Source organism: Pseudomonas sp. GW821-FHT07F01, from assembly GCF_059418825.1.
The window spans coordinates 19,387-40,275 of record NZ_JBWKQO010000007.1 but is presented as its reverse complement, the minus strand read 5'-3'; the positions used below and the strand labels follow the sequence as shown (position 1 = coordinate 40,275).

Genomic DNA, 20,889 nt, shown 5'->3' with positions numbered 1-20,889 from the left:
GAACTTCAAACCGAGTGAAACTTATTTTCGTAAAGAGGCAGGCTTTGTCGCGAACAGCTAAGTGAAAGGCCGGCTTATGAAAATCGGCAGTGGGTATTTTCATCCACTGCCGCTGTGGCCGATCTCAGTCGTGATGCTCTCGGGCACGCTTGAGCAGCTTCTTGCAGCGCTCGGACAGGTGCAGCACCCGCAACTGCTTGCCGGCCTTGGCATAACGCTCGCGCAGGGTTTTCAGTGCGGCGATGGCCGAGTAGTCGACAAAACTCAGGTGGCGACAGTCGACAGTCACGTGCCGAGGATCGCCCGCCGGATCGAACTGGTTGAGAAACGGCGTGGTGGAGGCGAAGAACAGGGTGCCATGCAGTTGGTAGTGCTTGCTGCCGTCGGCTTCCAGGTGGCTGTCGGCGTACAGCTCGCGGGCCTGCTGCCAAGCGAAATTGAGGGCGGCAATGACGATGCCGCAGAACACCGCCATGGCCAGGTCGGTGAACACGGTGATCACGGTCACCGCGAGGATCACCAGCACATCGTTGAGCGGCACCTTGTTGATCACCCGCAGGGACGCCCAGGCGAAGGTCTGCTGCGATACCACGAACATCACCCCCACCAGCGCCGCCAGAGGGATGCGCTCGATCAGCGGTGAGAGAAACAGCACGAACAGCAGGATCAGAGCGCCCGCCACCACGCCCGACAAACGCCCGCGGCCACCGGAGCTGAGGTTGATCACGGTCTGGCCGATCATCGCGCAGCCACCCATGCCGCCGAACATTCCCGAGACCACATTGGCCGCGCCCAGGGCCACGCATTCACGGTCCGGGTAACCGCGGCTCTCGGTGATTTCGTCGGTGAGGTTGAGGGTCAGCAGGGTTTCCAGCAGGCCGACCATGGCCATCAGGAACGCATAGGGCGCGATGATGCCCAGGGTTTCAAGGTTCCACGGCACCTGGGGCAGCGCCAGGCTCGGCAGGCCGCCGGCGATGTGGGCCATGTCCCCCAGGGTGCGGGTCGGCAGGCCCAGCAAGTACACCAACGCGCCGACCCCGAGGATCGCCACCAGGGCCGGTGGCACCGCCCGGGTCAGGCGCGGTAGCAGATAGACGATGGCCATGGTCAATGCCACCAGCCCGGCCATCAGGTACAGCGGCTGGCCGCTGAGCCAGTGTTCGCCGCTCTTGAAATGTTCCAGCTGGGCCAGGGCGATGACGATCGCCAGGCCGTTGACGAAGCCCAGCATCACCGGGTGCGGCACCATGCGCACCAGCTTGCCCAGGCGCAGCAGGCCGAAGGCGACCATCACCAGCCCACCCAGCAGCACCGTGGCCAGCAGGTACTGCACCCCGTGCTGCACCACCAGGGCGACGATCACCACCGCCATGGAGCCAGCCGCGCCGGAGACCATGCCCGGCCGGCCGCCGAACAGCGCGGTCAGGGTGCAGATGAAGAACGCGCCATACAGGCCCATCAACGGGTTGAGGTGGGCCACCAGGGCGAAGGCGATGCATTCGGGCAGCAAGGCAAAGGAGGTGGTGAGTCCGGCCAGGACATCGGCACGCAGACGTTTTGCTTTCATGATTGACCTGATAGACGGACCGGCAGGCGCGGCCCTTGGAGGAGCGGAAAGAAGGCGGGGAATGTTACGGAATTGAGCCGCCGCCGGCCAGCCGGCCGTCGGCGTCTGCACAACGAATGTAGGCGCTGGCTTGCCAGCGAAAAGGCCGTTGGATCTGGCACCAGGCTCACGGGCCCTTTCGCCGGCAAGCGGAACGCCGCCCGGCCAGCTCCTACCGGGGTTCAGCGGTTATTTGACGACCTTGCCGACACCGCGGCCACGTGGGTCGGAAGCGGTTTCAAGCGCGGTGCCATTGACCCGGATGGCCTGGATATCGCCCATCTCCCAACCCTGGTCTTCCAGGGTGTAGCCCATGGTTTTCAGCTCATCGGCGACCTTGCCGGTGAGCGGCGCATAGGCGTCGTAGTAGATCGTGTCCTTGGGCAGCAGTTGGTGATGCACGCGCTGCGCGGCCACGGCCTTTTCCAGGGGCAGGTTGTAGTCATAGAGGTTGTTCAGCACCTGGAAGATCGAGGTGAAGATCCGCGAACCACCGGGGGTGCCCAGCACCAGGGTGACCTTGCCGTCGCGGGTCACCAGGCTCGGGCTCATGGACGACAGCATGCGCTTGCCCGGGGCGATGGCGTTGGCATCGCCACCCACCACGCCAAAGGCGTTGGCTACGCCTGGCTTGGCGCTGAAGTCGTCCATTTCGTCATTGAGCAAGAAGCCAGCGCCCTTGACCACCACGCCACTGCCGTAATCCCAGTTCAGGGTGTAGGTGTTGCTCACCGCGTTGCCCTGGGCATCGACAATGGAGAAGTGGGTGGTCTGGTGCGGCTCAAGCCCGGGGCGCACTTTTTCGGTGGCCGAGATGGCGTTGGGGTTGACCTCGGCGGCGCGTTTTTTCAGATACGCCGGGTCGGTCAGTTGCTTGACCGGAACATCGGAAAACGCCGGGTCGCCCAGGTAGTCGGCGCGGTCGGCGAACACCCGCTTTTCGATTTCCGCCAGCAGGTGAATGTACTTGGCCGAGTTTAGCTCCACACCCTTGAAGTCCGCCGCGCGCTCTTCCTTGATGCTGATCAGCTGCGCCAGGGCCACCCCGCCAGAGCTGGGTGGCGGTGCGGTGTACAGGGTGTTGCCACGGAAGGTGACCTGCAGCGGCTGGCGCCACTGGACCTTGTAGTCCTGCAGGTCCTGCTTGGTGATCAGGCCTTTGTCGGCCTGCATCTGCGCCACCAGCAAGTCGGCGGTCTTGCCGCTGTAGAACTCTTTGGCACCCTGGTCGGCGATGCGTTCCAGGGTGGCGGCCAGCTCCGGCTGACGGAAGGTTTCACCCGGTTTCATGCTGCCGAAGTAGTCGCCGAAGTTGGTGGTGCCGTTGAACAGCTTCAACGCATCCTCGCGGTACTGGTACTGCTTGTCCGCCACCTTGAAGCCGTTTTTCGCGTAGCCCACGGCCGGAGTGATCAACTCGCTCCACGGCAACTTGCCGAACTTCTGGTGAGCTTCCCACAGGCCCCTCACCGTGCCCGGCACCCCGGCGGCGCGGGCGCCCACCAGGCTCAGGTTCTCGATCACCTCGCCCTTTTCATTCAGGTACATGTTCCGGGTCGCGGCCTTGGGCGCGGTTTCCCGGTAGTCGAGGAAGTACGGCTTGCCGTCGATGTACATCGTCATGAACCCGCCGCCCCCGATGTTGCCGGCCTCGGGGTAGGTCACGGCCAGGGCGAAGGCCGTGGCCACCGCGGCATCCACCGCGTTGCCGCCCTTCTTGAGGATCTGCGCCGCGACATCGGCGCCGTACTGGTTGGGCGCGGCCACCGCGCCGCCTTCCAGGGTCACGGCGAAGGCCGAGCTGCTGGCGGCGATAGCGGCCGTCAGGGCCAGGGTCTTGAACAACAGAATGCGCATAGGTCCTTCCTTTTCTTGTTATTGAACGGCAAGAACCTTAGGCCCCAGACCCGGGTTTGAGCAATCGCCAATCGTGGCACGAACGTCCCAAGCCTCAGCCGTGGATAACCGTAGGAGCTGGCTTGCCAGCGAATGCAGTTTCAAGAGTTGCGCAAAACCCGGGGGCCCCTTCGCCGACAAGCCGGCTCCTACGGGGGATAGGCGGGGAATGGGGGAGCCTTCAGCCCTGGAACTCGGGGTTGGCGTAATCGGCCAGCTTGCCCTGGATGAAATCCAGGAAGCACTGGATGCGCAGGGCCAGTTGCGAGTTGCGGTAGTACACGGCGTTGATCGGCTGGCGATAGCCGCTGTTGAACGAGGCCAGCACCGGTTGCAGGCGCCCGGCGCGGATGTCGTCGATGGTCATGAAGTGCGACAGGCAGGCAATGCCCTGCCCTTCCAGCGCCAGGTGGCGCAGGGTCTCGCCACTGGAGGCGCTGATGCCCGGCTGGATCTGCCAGCGGTCGCCATGCACATGGCGCAGCGGCCAGTGGTTGAGGGTCTCGGTCTGGGTGAAGCCCAGCAGGGTGTGCCCGGCCAGTTCGGCCACGCTCTGCGGCGTACCGTGGCGGGCCAGGTAGTCAGGGCTGGCGAGGATGTGCAGCGGGCTGCAGCCCAGGGAGCGGGCATGCAGGGTGGAGTCCGCCAGCACGCCGATGCGGATGGCGATATCGGTGCTCTGCTCCAGCAGGTCGATGATCAGGTCGTTGCTGTTGAGTTCCAGCTGGATATCCGGGTACAGGCTGCGGAACTCGGCCACATAGGGAACGATGGCGTGCAGCATGAAGGGCGATGCGGCGTTGATCCGCAAGCGCCCGGACGGATTGCGCTGGCGCGAGGACAGGCGCTCTTCGAGCTCGTCCATCTGATCGAGGATCAGCTTGGCCTGTTCGAAGAAGTAGCGCCCTTCCTCGGTCAGGTCCATGCGTCGCGTGGTGCGGTTGATCAGCGTGGTGTCGAGCTTGGCCTCCAGCCGCGACAAGCTGCGGCTGACCGCCGAAGGGGTCTGGGCCAACTGCTCGGCGGCGGCGGAAATCGAGCCGCACTCGATGACACAGACGAAGACTTGCAACTCGTCGGATCGGGCTTTCACATGAGTCCTCTGGCGGCAGCGGGGCAACATCGCCCCTGAATTTCAAGGCACTCAATAGTAGCCGGATTCAGCCCGGCAGATTGAACACTGCCTTGAGGTGTTCCTCGTAACGCTGCACATCGCCTTCGATGTTCGGGCGTTTCATCACGTCCACGCAGAGGAAAGTCGGCAGGGCGCTCATGCCCAGGAACTGGTTGGCCTTGTGGAACGGGAAGTAGACCGCGTCCACGCCCTTGGCCTCGAAGAAGTCGGTGGGATCGTCGAAGGCTTGCTGCGGGGCGTTCCAGGTCAGCGAAAGCATGTACTGCTTGCCCTGGATCAGGCCGCCGCTACCGTACTTCTGCGAAGCATCGGAGCGGGTCCGGCCGTCGCTGGCGTAGAGGCTGCCGTGGCCTTCGGTGAAGACTTCGTCGATGTATTTCTTGACGATCCACGGCGCGCCCATCCACCAGCCGGGCATCTGGTAGACGATCACGTCGGCCCAGAGAAACTTCGCCACTTCTTCCTGGATGTCATAACCCTCGTCGATATGGGTGACCTTGACCTCCACACCACCCCGGTCGAGCACCGCCAGGGCAGTGTCGTGCAGGGTCGCGTTGTAGCGGCCATCGGAGTGGGCGAATTGCTTGGCGCCATTGAGCAGCAGTACTTTTTTCATGATCCAGCCTCATCGGGAACAACCCGTTGCGCATCGATGGCGGCGGGCTGTAAAGATTGAAAACGATGGCGGCAGGTTAATCAGGCCAGGGCCGGAGAATAAGCCCGGGTTGTTCAAAATACATTTGACTCAAACGCACGAATCAGTGGTGGATTGTTGCCTTAGAATTTTTGCCGACCTCCCCATCAGCAAGAGTGCTCCTTATGCCCACACCCCAGGCCTTCATCCTTCACGCCAAGACCCGCCCGGAACGGGCTGATGCCTTCGAGGCGTTCTTTCTCGGCCATGTAGCCGCCAGCCGCGCTGAAGCCGGCTGCATCGAATACCACATGCTGCGGGACCGACAGGACCCGAGCCTGTTCATTTTCTACGAGGTCTGGGCTTCCCAGGAGGCGCTGGATAGCCACTCCAGCCTGCCGCACATGCAGCAGTTCCTCGACGCGCGCATGGACTACCTGGAGCGCGACTTCGAGATCCGCGCCATCGACATGCTCAGCCCGGCCGCGGCTGGCCGCTGAGCAAAAGCTAGCCGCTGATCAGCAAGTGCCCGCCCAAGAGGCCCATGCCGACAAAGAACACCCGCTTGAACAACTGGGCGCTGATGCGCTGGCGCAACCACTGCCCCAGCCACATGCCCAGCAGCGCCGGGGCCAGGGTCAGCAGCGAGGCCCCCAGCTCGGCGCCGCCCAGGGCGCCGCGCCACAGCAGGCCGCCGGCCAGGGCCAGGGTCGAGACGGTGAACGACAGGCCCAGGGCCTGCACCAGCTGATCCTTGTTCAGCCCCAGGGCTTGCAGGTAGGGCACCGCCGGAATCACGAACACCCCGGTGGCCGAGGTGATGACCCCGGTGACCAGCCCGCACAGCGGCCCCAGCCAGCGCTCCTGGGCCGCCGACACTCGCAGGGTCGGCAACAGCAAGCCGCTCAGGGCATATAGCAGTAGCGCCGCCCCCAAGCCCCGCACCACCCAATGCCCGGCGTCGATTCCCAGCCACAGGGAGCCGGCGGCGGTGCCGGCAAAGATCGCCAGCAGCATCGGCCACAGGCGCTTGAGCAAGGCCGGCAGATGCCCGCCAAAGGCCAGTTGCCAGAGATTGGTCAGGGTCGCCGGAATGATCAGCAGGGCCGCAGCCTGCGCCGGCGCCATAGCCAACCCCAAGAGGCCCATGGCCACGGTGGGCAGGCCAAGACCGATCACCCCCTTGACCATGCCGGCCAGCACAAAAGTGCCGATCACCAACAGGGAAAGGGCCATTCCGAGACTCTGATAAAACGCGAGCGAGCTGTTCATGGGCCTATCCTGCGCCCTGCTCGCCCTGCTGAAAATCTGCCATATACTGAGCCAGCCTCTTGCCCGGCAATAGGCACATACAAAAACCTATGGCCCGTACCGCCGTAAGAGCTGGCTTGCCAGCGAAAGCGATTTCGAGATTTGCGCAGAACCCAGCGGCCTCTTCGCCGGCAAGCCGGCTCCTACAAACATGACGCTCCCCGAGAGATGCCCCATGCACTTCGACCTGATCGACCTGCGCCTGTACCTGAACATTCTGGAGGCCGGCAACATCACCGCCGGTGCCGCTCGCAGCCACTTGTCGCTGGCCGCCGCCAGCGCTCGAATCCGCGCCATGGAGGCCTCGCTGGGCATCGAGTTTCTCGAACGCGGGCGTCGTGGCATCCGCCCGACAGCCGCCGGCAAGGCCCTGGCCCAGCATGCACGAACGCTGCTGCTGTACGCCGAGCACCTGCAGCAGGACCTTGGCGAATACGCCAGGGGGGTCAAGGGCCAGGTGCGCCTGTTGTGCAACACCACCGCACTCAGCGAGTACCTGCCAGAGCTGCTGGCAGACTTCCTGCACAGCCAGCCCCATGTCGATATCGAGCTGCAGGAGCTGCCCAGCCAGCGCATCACCCACGCCCTGCGCCAGGGCGCGGCGGACCTGGGGATCGTCTCCGATGCGGTGGACACTCAGGGCCTGATGACCCGGGCCTTTCGCGACGACCCACTGGTGCTGGTGATGCCCCCGGACCACCCCTTGGGTGCCCTGGCGGCCCCCAGCTTCAGCGACAGCCTGGCCCACGACTATGTCGGCCTGGCCAGCCACAGCGCCCTGGCGGTGTACCTGGAGGAACAGGCCCTGCATCTGGGCCGGCGCATGCAGTTGCGCATCCGCGCCGAAGGCTTCGACGCCGTGCTGCGCATGGTGGCCCGCGGCGCCGGGCTGGCCCTGGTGCCCCTGGCGGCCCTGCAACGCAACCTGCACCTGGCTCTGCAAAGCCGCCCCTTGAACGAGGCCTGGGCACGCCGCCGCTTGCTGCTGTGCGCCCGCGACTTCAACGCCCTGCCCCTGTATGCCCAGGGCTTGTGCCGTGCGCTGCTGGAGCCTTGACTCTCCCCTTAGGGGCAGACTTTAGCCTTGGGGTTTATTCCTCAAGGACCACGGCAATGAGCAAACGCATCCTGGTGATTCTCGGCCACCCTTCGCGCCACAGCCTGTGCGCGGCATTGAGCGAGCGCTACGTGAAGGCGGCGCAGGAAGCCGGCCATGAAGTGCGCCAGCTCAGGCTCGGCGACCTGCATTTCGACCCGGTGCTGCGCGAAGGTTATCGCCAGATCCAGCCCCTGGAAGAAGACCTGCAGCAGGCCCAGGCCGACATCCTCTGGGCCGAGCACCTGACCTGGGTCTTCCCCATCTGGTGGGGCGGCATTCCGGCGCTGATGAAGGGCTTTCTCGATCGCGTGCTGCTGCCGGGCTTCGCCTTCAAGTACCGCCCCGGCAAAGCCTTTCCGGAGCAGCTGCTAAAGGGCCGCAGCGCCCACCTGCTGGTGACCATGGATACACCGCCCTGGTACTTCCGCTGGTTCTACCGCATGCCCGGCTTGCAGCAGATGCGCCGCACCACCCTGGCCTTCTGCGGCATCAAGCCCTTGCGCACCCTGACCTTCGGCCCGGTGCTGGACGCCAGCCAGGAACGCCGGGCCGACTGGCTGCTGCAAGTGGAGCACCTTGCCAGGCAGTGAAAGCGCCGGATAATGCGCAACGCCGTCCACCGCCCGACGACCCGGTACTGGAAAAGGAGCCTTCATGTACATCGGCCAAGCCGCGCAACTGTCCGGAACCACGGTCAAGAGCATCCGTCATTACGAGGCCATCGGCCTCTTGCCCGAAGCGCCACGCCAGGGTCGCTACCGCCTGTATGACGCGCAGAGCGTCGAGCAACTGATATTCATCAAGTGCGCCCAGCAGTTGGGCTTCAAGCTCAAGGAACTGCAGCAGGTGTTCGCCACCCACCAGGGGCAGGCCTTCCCCTGGGACCGGGCCCAGGCGGCCCTGGCGCAGAAAAAGCGCGAGCTGCAACAGCAGATCGAGGATTTGCAGCAGTTGCAGGGCCGGCTCGAGCTGTTCGAGACCAGCCTGCAACAGGCGCGAGAGGAATGCCCCCCTGGGCAGCCGCTAGGACCGCCCGGGCGGCCTTGCTTCAGACCTCCGACAAGCCGGCGACCACCCGCGGCTTACGAAAGCACAGGTAATAGACCAGGGTCAGCAACAGCAGGAACGGCACCCCGAACACCAGGGTCATCTTGAACGCCTCGGTGAAGTAGGTGGTGATCATCACCGCCCCCATCAGCACCAGCCCCAGCAGGGTGCTGTAGGGAAACAGGCGCATGCGGAACGACAACTGCTGCTCGCCGTGGCGCTGGTGATAGCGGCGGAAGCAGTAATGGGTGAGGAAGATCATGAACCAGGTGAAGATCGCGCCGAACATCGAGATCGCCATCATCAGGGTGAACGAACTCTCGGGGTACAGCACATTGACCAGGGTCGCCAGGGCGATGCCGGAGCTGGACAGCAGCAGGGCATTGAGCGGAATCCCGTTCTTGCTCAGGGCCCCCATGGACTTGGGCGCATAGCCGGCGCGGGACAGGCTGAACATCATCCGCGTGGTGATGTAGAGCTGGCTGTTCATCGCCGATAGCGCGGCGATCAGGATCACGAAATTCATCACCCCGGTGGCCCCGGGAATACCGATGGTCTGCATCACCGTGACGAACGGGCTCTGGGCCTTGCCGGCCTGGGCCCAGGGCACGATGGCCAGCATCAGCGCCAGGGTCAGCAGATAGAACACCACCAGGCGCACGATGGTGGCGCGAAAGGCCTGTTTCACCGCGCGTTGCGGGTCCTTGGCCTCGCCCGCCGCCACCGCGATCATCTCCACGCTCAGGTAGCTGAAGATCGACACGATCACGGCAATCCACATGCCTTCGAAACCGTTGGGAAAGAAGCCGCCGTGAGCGCTGTAGTTGTGCAGCCCGTAGTCGGGGTTGCCAGAGCCGAACACCACGTACACCGCCAGGATGATGAAGCCGACGATGGCGGCGATCTTGATGGTGGAAAACCAGTATTCGAAGTTGCCGAAGGTCTTCACGCTGATGCCGTTGAGCACGATCAGCACGCTGGAGAAGGAGATGATCCACACCCACTCCGGAACGTTGGCGAACCAGTACTTCATGTACATGGCGATGGCCGTGACTTCGGCCCCCACCGCCAGCACGATGGCCGCCCAGTAGGCATAGCGCACCAGGAAGCCGGCCAGCGGGCTGACGTAGAACTCGGCGTAGGCACCGAAGGAGCCGGAGGTGGAATGGGCCACGGTCATTTCCGCCAGGCAGCCCATCAGGATCAGGGTGATCAACGCGCCGATGGCGTAGCTCAGCAGCACGCTGGGGCCGGCATAACCGATGGCGTAGGCGCTGCCCATGAAGAGCCCGGTGCCAATGGCCCCGCCGATGGCGATCATGCTCATCTGGCCGGCGGTCAACTGCCGCCTGAGGCCGTGCTCGCGATTGGATATCGCTTCGAAACCCTTGTTGGAGGTGGTCACTTTGAGTGCCTCTTTATTGTTGTGTGCACGTATGAATCGTTGTGACGGCCCGTCCTTGTGCCGCTGGCCTGGTCGCCGCACAGGGCGGCAACCAGGGGGTGAAACACGTCTCAGGTCACGCTGTGGCGCACCTGGAATTGCGCCTGGGCCCAGGTTTTCTGATCGAGGATTTCACCGAGGATCTGCACCGCTTCCCACACCTCACTGAAGCGGGTGTACAGCGGAGTGAAGCCGAAACGCATGATCCGCGGCTCGCGGTAATCGCCGATCACGCCCCGGGCGATCAGGGCCTGGATCACCGCGTAGCCTTCGGGGTGCTCGAAGCTCACGTGGCTGCCACGCTTGGCATGCTCACGCGGGGTCACCAGCTTCAGCTCGTGACCGGCGCAGCGCTGCTCCACCAGTTCGATGAACAGGTCGGTCAGCGCCAGGGACTTGCGCCGCAGGCTCTGCATGTCGGTCCGTTCGAAGACTTCCAGGCCGCATTCGACCATGGCCAGAGAGGTAATCGGCTGGGTGCCGCACAGGTAGCGGGCAATGCCGCTGGAAGGCTCGTAGCGGGTGGCCATGTCGAACTGCCGGGCATGGCCGAACCAGCCGGACAGCGGCTGGGTAACCAGGTCGCAGAGCGCCGGAGCGACCCAGGCGAAGGCCTGGGAGCCGGGGCCGCCATTGAGGTACTTGTAGGTGCAGCCGATGGCGTAGTCGGCGCCGCTGCGGCCCAGGTCCACCGGCACCGCGCCGGCCGAGTGGGCCAGGTCCCAGATGCTCAGGGCGCCCGCCTCGTGGATCAACCCGGTGGTCGCCTGCATGTCGTGCATGTAGCCGGTCTTGTAGTTGACGTGGGTCAGCAGCACCACCGCGGTGTCCTGGCCGATGGCCGCCGGCAGTTGTTCCGGGCTGTCCACCAGGCGCAGGGAGTACCCCTGCTGCAGCAGCTGCGTCAGGCCTTCGACTATGTACAGGTCGGTAGGAAAGTTGCTGCTTTCGGAGACGATCACCCGCCGCTGGGGCGCACGTCCGGCCTGGACCTGCAGGGCGGCGCTGAGGACCTTGAACAGGTTGATGGAAGTGGTATCGGTGATGACCACCTCACCAGCACCCGCACCGATCAGCGGCGCCAGCCGATCCCCCAGGCGCTGGGACAGGTCACGCCATCCGGCCGTGTTCCAGCTGCGGATCAGGCCCTCGCCCCACTCTTGCTCGATCACCTGCCGGGCCCGCTCGGCAGCCGCCACGGGGCGGGCACCAAGGGAGTTGCCATCGAGGTAGATCACCCCTTCGGGCAGGCTGAACTGTTGGCGCAGTGGCGCTAGGGGGTCCTGTTCATCGAGACGCAGGCAGTGGTTTTTATCGATCATTGGCAGTCCTGTCTTGGTCAATGTCATGCCCACCGGAAGGGGCCGGGCACGGGGTCCTGGAAACCCGAAAACTTGAGAAATAATGGACGAAGGCCGGGAGAATTTTCGTGCAAAGTGCAGCGCGCTGTCGTACTAATCTCGAATAAAATTCTAATCCTCCAATAAAAAACGCGGATTTATGCCAACCATGACCCTCGACTCCACGGACCTGCGCATCCTCTACTTCCTGCAACAGGACGGGCGTATCAGCAATCAGGAACTGGCGGAGAAAGTCGCCCTCTCGCCCTCGGCCTGCCTGCGCCGCCTGCGCCTGCTGGAAACGGAGGGGATCATCAGCGGCTATCGCGCCCAGCTCAATGCCGAGCGCCTGGGCATCGAGCTGGAGGCGATCGTCCATGTGTCCCTGCGCCAGGACGTGGAAGGCTGGCACGAGACCTTTATCGGCAAGGTCCAGCAGTGGCCGGAAGTGGTGGCCGCCTACGTGATCACCGGCGCCAGCAACTACGTGCTGCGCATCCAGGCGCGCAACCTCAAGCACTTCTCGGATTTCATCGTCAACCATCTGAACCGCGCCTCGGGCGTGACCGACATCCGCTCGGAAATCGTCCTGCAGAAGATCAAGGAACAGAACAGCCTGCTGGACCTGGTGCAGCGCAAGTAAGCCGTCCTAGAACCCGGCCGGTCGCCGCGCGGGGTGACGCTGGGCAGTGACGCTCGGGGTTTCGTCGAACAGCTTGCGGTACTCGGCGGAGAACCGCCCCAGGTGGGTGAAGCCCCAGCCCAGGGCAATCTCCGAGATGTTGCGCGCCGAGCCGTGCTCGAGAATTTCCTGGCGCACGCCATTGAGCCGGTGGCGCTTGAGGTAGGCCATGGGCGACAGGGCGAAGTACTTGCGAAAGGCCTCGAACAGCTTGAAGCGCGAGACGCCGGCGGCGGCCTCCAGGTCTTCCAGGTGCACGGTCTCGCGGGCATGTTCATGCAAGTGCTGGCGGGCCCGTACCAGATAGTGGGGCAGCTTGACCCCGAGCATTGCCCGCAACTCGCTGGAGTAGTTGTTGGGCTGGGCCAGGATCAGGCCCTTGATCAATGAGCTTTCGATTTCCCGGGTGAAGGCCAGCTGTTCATAGAGCTCGTTGCCCTGGGCCAGTTCGCCGATGAAATGCTGCGCCATGCGCCACCAGGCCGCGGCGGCACCGTGCAGCGCATCCATGCCGGGCTCGAAACGCAGCGGCTCCAGCACCGGGCGCTGCAACAGGCCCTCCAGGGCCTCGCTCATGGCCGGCCGGGAAATCACCACCTGCAGCTTGCGACAGTCTCCGGAGATGGCCAGCACCTGGCTTTCGTTGGGGGCGATGATCACCCCCTGGCCGCGGTCCGAGCGCAAGAGGCGCCCGTCCTTGCTCAGTTCCTGCTCGCCGCACAGCGGCAGGCTCAGGCTGTAGCTGCTGAAGCGCTCGGTGTCCTGGATATCCACCACCACATCGGTGCCGTACTCGATGATGCCCAGGGTCGTGGAACGGGACCTGAGCACGTTGGCACTGTGGTGGAAACGAATGCGTTCGGGGTTGGCGGTTTCCAGGCGGTGAGGCCCACAGATTCCCGCCATCCAGTTCCTGGCCCCTTCAAGGTCAAAGCGATCGATACGAATCTCGCGAAACTGCCCATCAGCCTTGCTATTCATCACGGCGCACCCACGGCAATTTTTATTCAGCGCGCTCTGACGGCGCGTCTTGTATGACAGGGCAAGTTTTGCGCCAGCCGACGGCGCTGCCAACCCAGTGGATAGCAATCGTCGACTAAGTGGATAACCGGGCCCCATCACTCTCATTGGCTGCGCTCACAGTAGCCGATCAGCGCACCAACAGGCAGCCATCCATCGCTTGCCTGCACGATGCTGGGTAGATGCTACCCAGGGGCCTGCTGCTCCATGCCTTGCCGGGAACGGGCAATTTTGTGGATGACCTTGGCCGACTAAGCGGATAGCCGCAGGCCCCCTCCCCTCTCTCTAATGACTGCACCCGATTGGCCTGAATAAAAAGGTACCGACTCATGAGTGGTGCAAGAAACGTCGAGCAGTGGCAAGACTTCATCCACAGCTGCCTGGATTTTCGTCCCGCGGACGGGGTGTTCCGTATCGCCCGGGACATGTTCACCGAACCTGAGCTGTTCGACCTGGAGATGGAGCTGATCTTCGAGAAGAACTGGATCTACGCCTGTCACGAAAGCGAGCTGCCCAACAACCACGACTTCATCACGATGCGCGCCGGGCGCCAGCCGATGATCATCACCCGCGACGGCGAGGGCCGGCTCAATGCCCTGGTCAACGCCTGCCAGCACCGCGGCACCACCCTGACCCGGGTCGGCAAGGGCAACCAGTCGACCTTCACCTGCCCCTTCCATGCCTGGTGCTACAAGAGCGACGGGCGCCTGGTGAAGGTCAAGGCGCCAGGGGAATACGACGAGGGCTTCGACAAGGCCACCCGCGGCCTGAAGAAGGCCCGCATCGAGAGCTACAAGGGCTTCGTCTTCATCAGCCTGGACGTGGCCGCCGACAATTCCCTGGAAGACTTCCTCGGCGACGCCAGGATCTTCTTCGACATGATGGTCGCCCAGTCCCCCGACGGTGAGCTGGAGGTGCTGCCGGGCAAGTCCGCCTACACCTACGACGGCAACTGGAAGCTGCAGAACGAGAACGGCCTGGACGGTTATCACGTCAGCACCGTGCACTACAACTACGTGGCCACGGTGCAGCACCGCCAGCAGGTCAACGCCGACAGCGGCGCCGGCAGCAGCGCCACCCTGGACTACAGCAAGCTCGGCGCCGGCGACGCCAGCACCGACGATGGCTGGTTCGCCTTCGAGAACGGCCACAGCGTGCTGTTCAGCGAAATGCCCAACCCGGCGGTGCGCTCCGGCTACGCCAGCATCATGCCGCGCCTGGTGGCCGAGCACGGCCAGGCCAAGGCCGAGTGGATGATGCACCGCCTGCGCAACCTGAACATCTACCCCAGCCTGTTCTTCCTCGACCAGATCAGTTCCCAGTTGCGGATCATCCGCCCCATTGCCTGGAACAAGACCGAGATCATCAGCCAGTGCATCGGGGTCAAGGGCGAGAGCGACGCCGACCGGGAAAACCGCATCCGCCAGTTCGAGGATTTCTTCAACGTCTCGGGCATGGGCACGCCGGACGACCTGGTGGAATTTCGCGAGGCCCAGCGCGGTTTCCAGGGGCGCCTGGAGCGCTGGAGCGATGTCTCGCGCGGCCATCACCGCTGGGTCAGCGGGCCCACCGCCAACAGCGAGAACCTGGGCATCCAGCCGGCCATGACCGGCACCGAAATCACCCATGAGGGGCTGTACGTCAACCAGCACCAGAACTGGCAGAAGTTCCTCCTCGACGGCCTGCAGCGCCAGCCCCTGAAACTGCGTGAGGTGTAAGCATGAATGCGCAATTGCAGTACCAGATCGAGCAATTCTTCTATCGCAAGTCCGAGCTTTGCGATGCCCAGGACTGGGACGCCTACCTGCAACTGTTTGCCGTGGACAGCGAGTTCCACCTGCCCCAGTGGGACTCGGAACACGTCTACACCCGGGACCCGAAACGCGAGATGTCGCTGATCTACTACGCCAACCGTTCGGGACTGGAGGACCGGGTATTCCGCCTGCGCACCGGCAAGGCGGCCTCGACCATTCCCATGCCGCGCACCCTGCACATGGTCAGCAACCTGCGCATTGCCGAGGGCGACAACGGCCTGCTGCGGGTACGCCTGAACTGGCACACGCTGTTCTATCGCCTGGCCACCGCCGAGGAGTTCTACGGCCATGCCACCTACGACCTCAAGCCCCAGGGCGACAGTTGGCTGATCCAGCGCAAGCATGTGCTGCTGCTCAACGACACGATCAACTCGGTGCTCGATTTCTATCACCTCTGACCCACGGAAGTTCTCCCATGACGCACAAGGTCGCGTTCAGCTTTGCCGACGGCAAGACCCTGTTCTTCCCGGTCAAGGCCAATGAAATCCTGCTCGACGCCGCCCTGCGCAACGGCATCAAGATCCCCCTGGACTGCCGTGAAGGGGTGTGCGGCACCTGCCAGGGCCGTTGCGAGTCCGGCCAGTACAGCCAGGACTATGTGGACGAAGAAGCCCTCAGCGCCCAGGACCTGGAACAGCGCAAGATGCTCACCTGCCAGACCCGGGTGCAGTCCGACGCAGCGTTCTATTTCGATTTCGACTCCAGCCTGTGCCACAGCGCCGACCCGGTGCAGTTGCAGGGCTCGGTGATCGACGTGCGCCAGGTGTCCGAAAGCACCGCCATCCTCCACCTGGATCTGGGCGGCCATCAGGCGCCACTGGATTTCCTCCCGGGCCAGTACGCCCGCCTGAGCATCCCCGGTACCGGCACTAGCCGGGCCTACTCCTTCGCCAACCGGCCGGCGGCGGACAACCAGTTGCAGTTCCTGATCCGCCTGCTGCCCGACGGGGTGATGAGCAACTACATCCGCGAGCGCTGCCTGGTGGGCGACACCCTCCAGCTGGAGGCGCCGCTGGGGGCCTTCTACCTGCGCCAGATCAGCCGTCCGCTGATCCTGGTGGCCGGTGGCACCGGGCTCTCGGCCCTGCTGGCGATGCTCGAACAGATCGTCGAGCAGGGCTGCCAGCAGCCGGTGCACCTGTACTACGGCGTGCGCCACAGCCGCGACCTGTGCGAGCTGGAGCGGATCCAGGCCCATGGCGAACGCATGGCGGACTTTCGCTTCACCCCGGTGATCAGCGACGCCGACCCGGATTGGCCGGGCAAGCGCGGCTACATCAGCGAACACTTCGACAGCAGCGAACTGCGGGACCAGGACACCGACATGTATGTGTGCGGGCCGCCGCCAATGGTCGACTCGATCCGGATCTGGCTGCAAGAACAGCAACTTAACCGCGTTCAGCTGTATTACGAGCGGTTCACCGAGAGTAATATCTGATCCCGTCAGCATTCGCCGTGATCGACCCCGATCGATCCTGATAACAACTAGAAGAGAGCGCACATTAGTGGATCAAACCTTGAAGCAGGGTGAACTCAAGCGTGGCTTGAAGAACCGCCATATTCAGCTGATCGCCCTGGGCGGGGCGATCGGCACCGGACTGTTCCTCGGCTCGGCCGGGGTTCTCAAATCCGCCGGACCTTCGATGATCCTGGGCTACGCGATTGCCGGGTTCATTGCCTTCCTGATCATGCGCCAGCTGGGGGAAATGATTGTCGAGGAGCCGGTGGCCGGTTCCTTCAGCCACTTCGCGCACAAGTACTGGGGCGGCTATTTCGGCTTTCTCGCGGGCTGGAACTACTGGGTGCTGTATGTCCTGGTGGGCATGGCCGAGCTCACTGCGGTGGGCAAGTACGTGCAGTTCTGGTGGCCGGAGATCCCCACCTGGGTCAGCGCCGCGGTGTTCTTCGTGCTGGTCAACCTGATCAACATGATGAACGTGAAGTTCTTCGGTGAAGCCGAGTTCTGGTTCGCCATTATCAAGGTAGTGGCCATCGTCGGCATGATCGTCCTCGGCTGCTACATGCTGTTCAGCGGCAGCGGCGGCAGCCAGGCCTCGGTGAGCAACCTGTGGTCACACGGCGGCTTCTTCCCCAACGGCGGCACCGGCCTGCTGATGGCCATGGCCTTCATCATGTTCTCCTTCGGCGGCCTGGAACTGGTGGGCATCACTGCCGCCGAAGCCGCCGAACCGCGCAAGGTCATTCCCAAGGCCATCAACCAGGTGGTCTACCGGGTGCTGATCTTCTACGTCGGCGCCCTGGCGGTGTTGCTGTCGCTGTACCCGTGGGACGAACTGCTGGTGAGCCTCAACGCTGGCGGCGATGCCTACAGCAGCAGCCCGTTCGTGAAGATCTTCTCGCTGATCGGCAGTGATGCCGCAGCGCAGATCCTCAACTTCGTGGTCCTGACTGCGGCGCTGTCGGTGTACAACAGCGGCGTGTACTGCAACAGCCGCATGCTCTATGGCCTGGCCGAACAGGGTGACGCACCCAAGGCGCTGATGAAGCTCAACAAGCAGGGCGTGCCGATCCTGGCCCTGGGCATTTCCGCGCTGATCACCCTGCTCTGCGTGCTGGTCAACTACCTGGCGCCCCATGAAGCGCTGGAGTTGCTGTTCGCCCTGGTGGTGGCCGCATTGATGATCAACTGGGCGCTGATCAGCCTGACCCACCTGCGCTTTCGCAAGGCCATGGCCGAGCAGGGCGTGGTGCCTTCGTTCAAGGCCTTCTGGTCGCCGCTGAGCAACTACCTGTGCCTGGCCTTCATGGTGATGATCGTCGGCGTGATGTGGATGATCCCCGGCATCCGTGCCTCGGTGTACGCGATCCCGGTGTGGGTCCTGGTGATCTGGGGCTTCTACCTCCTGAGCCGGGCGAAGAAAGCTTCGCAACCCGCCCTGCGCTAAGCCCACAGGTTCACGCCACACCCCCGAGCCCGGCCTAATCCAAGGCCGGGCTTTTTTGTCGGCGCCGCCAAAGTGGTCTGCCAGCAAACAAGAATGTGGCTCGAAACGATAGTCCATCCGTTACCTAGAATCGGGCCTCTCCCGGCGCTTGGGCCAGGGAGCCTGTTCCTCGACGGAGAGTGGCTTATGAACAGAACCGCGACAGGCCTTAGACCGGCCGATATCTTCTCTCCCACCGTGGCGGCACTGATCTCAGTGCTGGTGAACTATGGCGGGACCTTCATCCTGGTGTTCCAGGCCGCTGAACTGGCCCGGCTGACACCCGCCCAGACCACCTCCTGGGTCTGGGCCGTGTCCCTGGGCGTGGGCCTGAGCGGCATGTGGCTGAGCCTGCGCTACAGGGCGCCGATCATCACCGCCTGGTCTACCCCCGGGGCGGCCTTCCTGGCCACGGTGATGCCCTTCACGCCCTATGCCGAGGTGATCGGCGCCTACCTGGTTTGCGCCCTGGGGTTCATCGTCCTGGGCGGGTCCGGGGCTTTCGACAAGCTGGTGCGCCTGATTCCCAAGGGCATCGCGGCTGGCCTGCTGGCAGGCATCCTGCTGCAGTTCGGGATCAACGCCTTTGGCGGCGCGAGTGCCGATCCACTGCTGGTGATCGTGCTGGTACTGTCCTATGCGGTGCTGCGGCGCTTCACTTCACGCTTTGCCGTGGTGGGCATCCTGTTCATCGGCCTGGCGTTGCTGATCGTCCAGGAGCGGGTCGACTTCGCCAGCGTGCACCTGAGCTTCGCCGCTCCCCTGTTCACTGCGCCACAGTTCTCCGTGTCGGCCTTGCTCGGCGTGGCCCTGCCACTGTTCGTCATCACCCTGACCGGCCAGTACATGCCGGGCATGCTGGTGTTGCGCAATGACGGCTTCCAGACCAGCGCCAACCCGCTGCTCACGGTCACCGGTTTGGGCTCGCTGATCATGGCGCCGTTCGGCGCTCACACATTCAACGTGGCGGCGATCACGGCGGCGATCTGTACCGGCGAGGATGCCCACCCGGACCCGGGCAAACGCTATATCGCCGGTATCGCCTGCGGCGTTTTCTACATCCTGGTGGGGACCTTCGGGGTCACCCTGGCGACCCTGTTCATGGTCTTGCCCAAGGCCTTTATCACCACCCTGGCCGGCCTGGCATTGCTGGGGGCAATCGGCGGCAGCCTGGCCAACGCCATGGCCGATACGGCCACCCGGGAAACCGCGCTGATCACCTTCCTTGCCACTGCCGCCAACGTCACTCTGCTGGGGATCGGTGGTGCCTTCTGGGGGCTGGTTGCCGGGCTGACCGTGCACCTGTTGATCCTGGGCCCGCGCAGCGCCCTGGCACTGGAACGCGCCAAGCCCTGACCGCCGGCGCTGGAAAAAGGCCGCTGGCTAGGGCTTTCCCAGGGCCTGGGCCAGACGCGCCATCGCCGCCTCGATCTCATGGGCGCTCAGGGACGCATAGCCCAATAGCCAGCCCTGCTGCTTCTGCTCGCCCGCATAAAGCCGGCTGAGCCCCGGCAACTGGATGCCAGCCCTGGCCGCGCGTTGCTGGGTCAGCTCTTCGCTCCAGCCGGGCTCCAGAAGACACGGGACCTGCAACCCGCCGGGTGGCGGCAAGGCCCTGGCAATGCCCGGCAAATGCCGCCCTATGGCCTCGAGCATGGCCTGCCGGCGCCCGGCGTAGAGCTTGCGCATGGCCCGTACATGGGCGTTGTAGTGCCCCTCCTCCATGAACCGCGCCAGGGTCAGCTGGAGGATCTGCGACGTGTGCCCGTCCATGATGCTGCGGGCACTGCTGAAGGCCCCCACCAGTTCGGCGGGCAGGATCATGTAGCCCATGCGCAGGCCCGGATAGAGAGTCTTGCTGAAGGTGCCGATGTACAGGGTGCGCCGAAACGGGTCCAGGCCCTGGACGCAGGCGGTGGGCAGGCCCTCGTAGTGGAACTCGCTGTCGTAGTCGTCCTCGATGATCCATCGGTCGTGCTCGGCGGCCCAGCGGGTCAGCTCCAGGCGGCGCTCCAGGGACAGGGTGGCACCCGTGGGGTACTGGTGCGAGGGCGTCACATAGACACAGCGGGCGCCGCTGCGGTCGGCTCGCAACAGGTCGGTGCGAATGCCCTGGCCATCCACATCAATGGGCACGATCCGCGCCTCGGCCGCCTCGAAGGCCTTGCGCGCGCCGAAGTAGCCCGGGTTCTCCATCAGGATCGGCTTGCCGGCGTCCACCAGCAGTTGCGCACACAGGAACAGCGCCTGGCGAGTGCTGCTCAGCACCAGGATCTGCTCGGGCTGCACCTTGGCCCCGCGTTCCAGGTTGAGGTAGGCGGCAATCGCCTTGCGCAGGGGCAGCGCGCCCTGGGGATCGCCATGCAGCAGCACGCTGGCACGGTAATCCTTCAATGCCTGGCGTTGCAGGCGCTCCCAGACCTCCAGCGGGAAGCTGCGGGTTTCCGGCAAACCGGTAGCGAAGGCCGTGACCGCCTGCTGATCGCTGACCCCACCCCGCGCCAACAGTGCCGCGCCGCGCCGGCTCAGGCCCGCTCCCGGTTCCGGGCTGTGGGCCGGCAACCCCTGCTGGAGCTGGCGCCGGCGGGACGGGCCACGCAATTGGGCACCGATGGTTTCGCAGACATAGCTCCCCGAGCCTTTGCGCCGCAGGACAAAACCGTCGCGCTGCAACTGCACATAGGCGTTTTCCACGGTGTCACGCGATACCGCCAGCGACTTGGCCAGGGCTCGGGTCGCCGGCAGCTTCACGCCGGGGCCCAGGGCGCCGTCGAGGATCAGCCCGCGCAAGGCGCGCTGGATGCGCTGGTGCAGGTCCAGAGGGCGGAACTCAGGATCGCTGAGCCGCATCTTGAGGGTTTCAAGCTCGAAGGTCCGGGACATGTGGTCTGCCTCAGAGAGTAAAAATGGTGC

At 64.2% G+C, this 20,889-nt stretch carries 18 protein-coding genes and 1 pseudogene; 10 read left to right on the top strand and 9 right to left on the bottom strand.

Translation table 11 applies throughout. The annotated features are described in order from the left end of the window. Window positions 1–124: 124 nt before the first annotated feature. The 4 genes from AC07R1_RS25235 to mdaB form a co-directional block, all read right to left on the bottom strand. The gene (locus AC07R1_RS25235) at window positions 125–1,570 is read right to left on the bottom strand and encodes a SulP family inorganic anion transporter (RefSeq protein WP_011059136.1); all 1,446 of its coding nucleotides are present in this window, start codon (window positions 1,568–1,570) and stop codon (window positions 125–127) included. 228 nt (window positions 1,571–1,798) lie between these two features. After that, window positions 1,799–3,466, bottom strand: coding sequence for a gamma-glutamyltransferase (gene ggt, locus AC07R1_RS25230; RefSeq protein ID WP_495111046.1), 1,668 nt, complete (start codon window positions 3,464–3,466; stop codon window positions 1,799–1,801). Window positions 3,467–3,686: 220 nt separating this feature from the next. Continuing rightward, window positions 3,687–4,598 (bottom strand): LysR family transcriptional regulator, encoded by a 912-nt coding sequence (locus AC07R1_RS25225; RefSeq protein ID WP_011059134.1) that lies wholly within the window; start codon window positions 4,596–4,598, stop codon window positions 3,687–3,689. Between the two features lie 67 nt (window positions 4,599–4,665). Next, a complete protein-coding gene (gene mdaB / locus AC07R1_RS25220) occupies window positions 4,666–5,256 on the bottom strand; it encodes an NADPH:quinone oxidoreductase MdaB (protein WP_041115830.1) in 591 nt (196 codons plus the stop codon). A gap of 203 nt (window positions 5,257–5,459) precedes the next feature. Here mdaB and AC07R1_RS25215 point away from each other — a divergent pair, with 203 nt between their 5' ends. Next, window positions 5,460–5,774: a putative quinol monooxygenase gene (locus AC07R1_RS25215; RefSeq protein ID WP_011059132.1), complete on the top strand. Its 315-nt coding sequence runs from the start codon at window positions 5,460–5,462 to the stop codon at window positions 5,772–5,774. 7 nt (window positions 5,775–5,781) lie between these two features. On the opposite strand, the gene AC07R1_RS25210 is transcribed toward AC07R1_RS25215, so the two are convergent. Next, the gene (locus tag AC07R1_RS25210) at window positions 5,782–6,546 is read right to left on the bottom strand and encodes a sulfite exporter TauE/SafE family protein (RefSeq protein WP_220223661.1); all 765 of its coding nucleotides are present in this window, start codon (window positions 6,544–6,546) and stop codon (window positions 5,782–5,784) included. Window positions 6,547–6,760: 214 nt separating this feature from the next. Between AC07R1_RS25210 and AC07R1_RS25205 the strand changes: the two genes are divergently transcribed. From AC07R1_RS25205 to AC07R1_RS25195, 3 genes and pseudogenes are all read left to right on the top strand, one after another. Next, window positions 6,761–7,642: a LysR family transcriptional regulator gene (locus AC07R1_RS25205; protein ID WP_072442959.1), complete on the top strand. Its 882-nt coding sequence runs from the start codon at window positions 6,761–6,763 to the stop codon at window positions 7,640–7,642. A gap of 56 nt (window positions 7,643–7,698) precedes the next feature. Further along, window positions 7,699–8,274, top strand: a complete 576-nt coding sequence (locus tag AC07R1_RS25200; RefSeq protein ID WP_015634061.1) for an NAD(P)H-dependent oxidoreductase — start codon at window positions 7,699–7,701, stop codon at window positions 8,272–8,274. A 64-nt stretch (window positions 8,275–8,338) separates the two neighbouring features. After that, window positions 8,339–8,701, top strand: a pseudogene (locus AC07R1_RS25195) (MerR family transcriptional regulator); the annotation flags it as partial. A gap of 31 nt (window positions 8,702–8,732) precedes the next feature. Here AC07R1_RS25195 and AC07R1_RS25190 read toward each other — a convergent pair. Continuing rightward, window positions 8,733–10,136, bottom strand: a complete 1,404-nt coding sequence (locus AC07R1_RS25190) for an amino acid permease (protein ID WP_495111045.1) — start codon at window positions 10,134–10,136, stop codon at window positions 8,733–8,735. Window positions 10,137–10,246: 110 nt separating this feature from the next. Then, window positions 10,247–11,497, bottom strand: a complete 1,251-nt coding sequence (kynU, locus tag AC07R1_RS25185; RefSeq protein ID WP_065364669.1) for a kynureninase — start codon at window positions 11,495–11,497, stop codon at window positions 10,247–10,249. Between the two features lie 187 nt (window positions 11,498–11,684). Between kynU and AC07R1_RS25180 the strand changes: the two genes are divergently transcribed. After that, window positions 11,685–12,158, top strand: coding sequence for an Lrp/AsnC family transcriptional regulator (locus AC07R1_RS25180; protein WP_011059125.1), 474 nt, complete (start codon window positions 11,685–11,687; stop codon window positions 12,156–12,158). A gap of 6 nt (window positions 12,159–12,164) precedes the next feature. On the opposite strand, the gene AC07R1_RS25175 is transcribed toward AC07R1_RS25180, so the two are convergent. Next, window positions 12,165–13,178, bottom strand: coding sequence for an AraC family transcriptional regulator (locus AC07R1_RS25175; protein WP_011059124.1), 1,014 nt, complete (start codon window positions 13,176–13,178; stop codon window positions 12,165–12,167). A gap of 368 nt (window positions 13,179–13,546) precedes the next feature. On the opposite strand from AC07R1_RS25175, the gene antA reads away from it, so the two are divergent. The 5 genes from antA (at window position 13,547) to AC07R1_RS25150 (ending at window position 19,332) form a co-directional block, all read left to right on the top strand. Next, the gene (gene antA, locus AC07R1_RS25170; RefSeq protein ID WP_495111044.1) at window positions 13,547–14,935 is read left to right on the top strand and encodes an anthranilate 1,2-dioxygenase large subunit; all 1,389 of its coding nucleotides are present in this window, start codon (window positions 13,547–13,549) and stop codon (window positions 14,933–14,935) included. Window positions 14,936–14,937: 2 nt separating this feature from the next. Further along, window positions 14,938–15,429, top strand: coding sequence for an anthranilate 1,2-dioxygenase small subunit (gene antB / locus AC07R1_RS25165; RefSeq protein WP_053156267.1), 492 nt, complete (start codon window positions 14,938–14,940; stop codon window positions 15,427–15,429). Between the two features lie 17 nt (window positions 15,430–15,446). Further along, window positions 15,447–16,469 carry an anthranilate 1,2-dioxygenase electron transfer component AntC gene (gene antC, locus AC07R1_RS25160; protein ID WP_495111043.1) on the top strand — a complete coding sequence of 341 codons (1,023 nt, stop codon included), beginning with the start codon at window positions 15,447–15,449 and terminating at the stop codon, window positions 16,467–16,469. A 67-nt stretch (window positions 16,470–16,536) separates the two neighbouring features. Beyond that, complete coding sequence (locus AC07R1_RS25155; protein ID WP_011059120.1) at window positions 16,537–17,937, top strand: amino acid permease; 1,401 nt, start codon at window positions 16,537–16,539, stop codon at window positions 17,935–17,937. A gap of 186 nt (window positions 17,938–18,123) precedes the next feature. After that, window positions 18,124–19,332, top strand: coding sequence for a benzoate/H(+) symporter BenE family transporter (locus AC07R1_RS25150; protein ID WP_495111042.1), 1,209 nt, complete (start codon window positions 18,124–18,126; stop codon window positions 19,330–19,332). Window positions 19,333–19,359: 27 nt separating this feature from the next. Here AC07R1_RS25150 and pdxR read toward each other — a convergent pair whose 3' ends face one another. Then, the gene (gene pdxR, locus AC07R1_RS25145; protein ID WP_169893826.1) at window positions 19,360–20,859 is read right to left on the bottom strand and encodes a MocR-like pyridoxine biosynthesis transcription factor PdxR; all 1,500 of its coding nucleotides are present in this window, start codon (window positions 20,857–20,859) and stop codon (window positions 19,360–19,362) included. Window positions 20,860–20,889: the final 30 nt, after the last annotated feature.

Bases quoted from the DNA above. Each gene is read 5' to 3' on its own strand.
- AC07R1_RS25235 (WP_011059136.1), bottom strand. From the start codon at position 1,570: ATGAAAGCAAAACGTCTGCGTGCCGATGTCCTGGCCGGACTCACCACC.
- ggt (WP_495111046.1), bottom strand. From the start codon at position 3,466: ATGCGCATTCTGTTGTTCAAGACCCTGGCCCTGACGGCCGCTATCGCC.
- mdaB (WP_041115830.1), bottom strand. From the start codon at position 5,256: ATGAAAAAAGTACTGCTGCTCAATGGCGCCAAGCAATTCGCCCACTCC.
- AC07R1_RS25215 (WP_011059132.1), top strand. From the start codon at position 5,460: ATGCCCACACCCCAGGCCTTCATCCTTCACGCCAAGACCCGCCCGGAA.
- AC07R1_RS25210 (WP_220223661.1), bottom strand. From the start codon at position 6,546: ATGAACAGCTCGCTCGCGTTTTATCAGAGTCTCGGAATGGCCCTTTCC.
- AC07R1_RS25205 (WP_072442959.1), top strand. From the start codon at position 6,761: ATGCACTTCGACCTGATCGACCTGCGCCTGTACCTGAACATTCTGGAG.
- AC07R1_RS25200 (WP_015634061.1), top strand. From the start codon at position 7,699: ATGAGCAAACGCATCCTGGTGATTCTCGGCCACCCTTCGCGCCACAGC.
- kynU (WP_065364669.1), bottom strand. From the start codon at position 11,497: ATGATCGATAAAAACCACTGCCTGCGTCTCGATGAACAGGACCCCCTA.
- AC07R1_RS25180 (WP_011059125.1), top strand. From the start codon at position 11,685: ATGACCCTCGACTCCACGGACCTGCGCATCCTCTACTTCCTGCAACAG.
- AC07R1_RS25175 (WP_011059124.1), bottom strand. From the start codon at position 13,178: ATGAATAGCAAGGCTGATGGGCAGTTTCGCGAGATTCGTATCGATCGC.
- antA (WP_495111044.1), top strand. From the start codon at position 13,547: ATGAGTGGTGCAAGAAACGTCGAGCAGTGGCAAGACTTCATCCACAGC.
- antB (WP_053156267.1), top strand. From the start codon at position 14,938: ATGAATGCGCAATTGCAGTACCAGATCGAGCAATTCTTCTATCGCAAG.
- antC (WP_495111043.1), top strand. From the start codon at position 15,447: ATGACGCACAAGGTCGCGTTCAGCTTTGCCGACGGCAAGACCCTGTTC.
- AC07R1_RS25150 (WP_495111042.1), top strand. From the start codon at position 18,124: ATGAACAGAACCGCGACAGGCCTTAGACCGGCCGATATCTTCTCTCCC.
- pdxR (WP_169893826.1), bottom strand. From the start codon at position 20,859: ATGTCCCGGACCTTCGAGCTTGAAACCCTCAAGATGCGGCTCAGCGAT.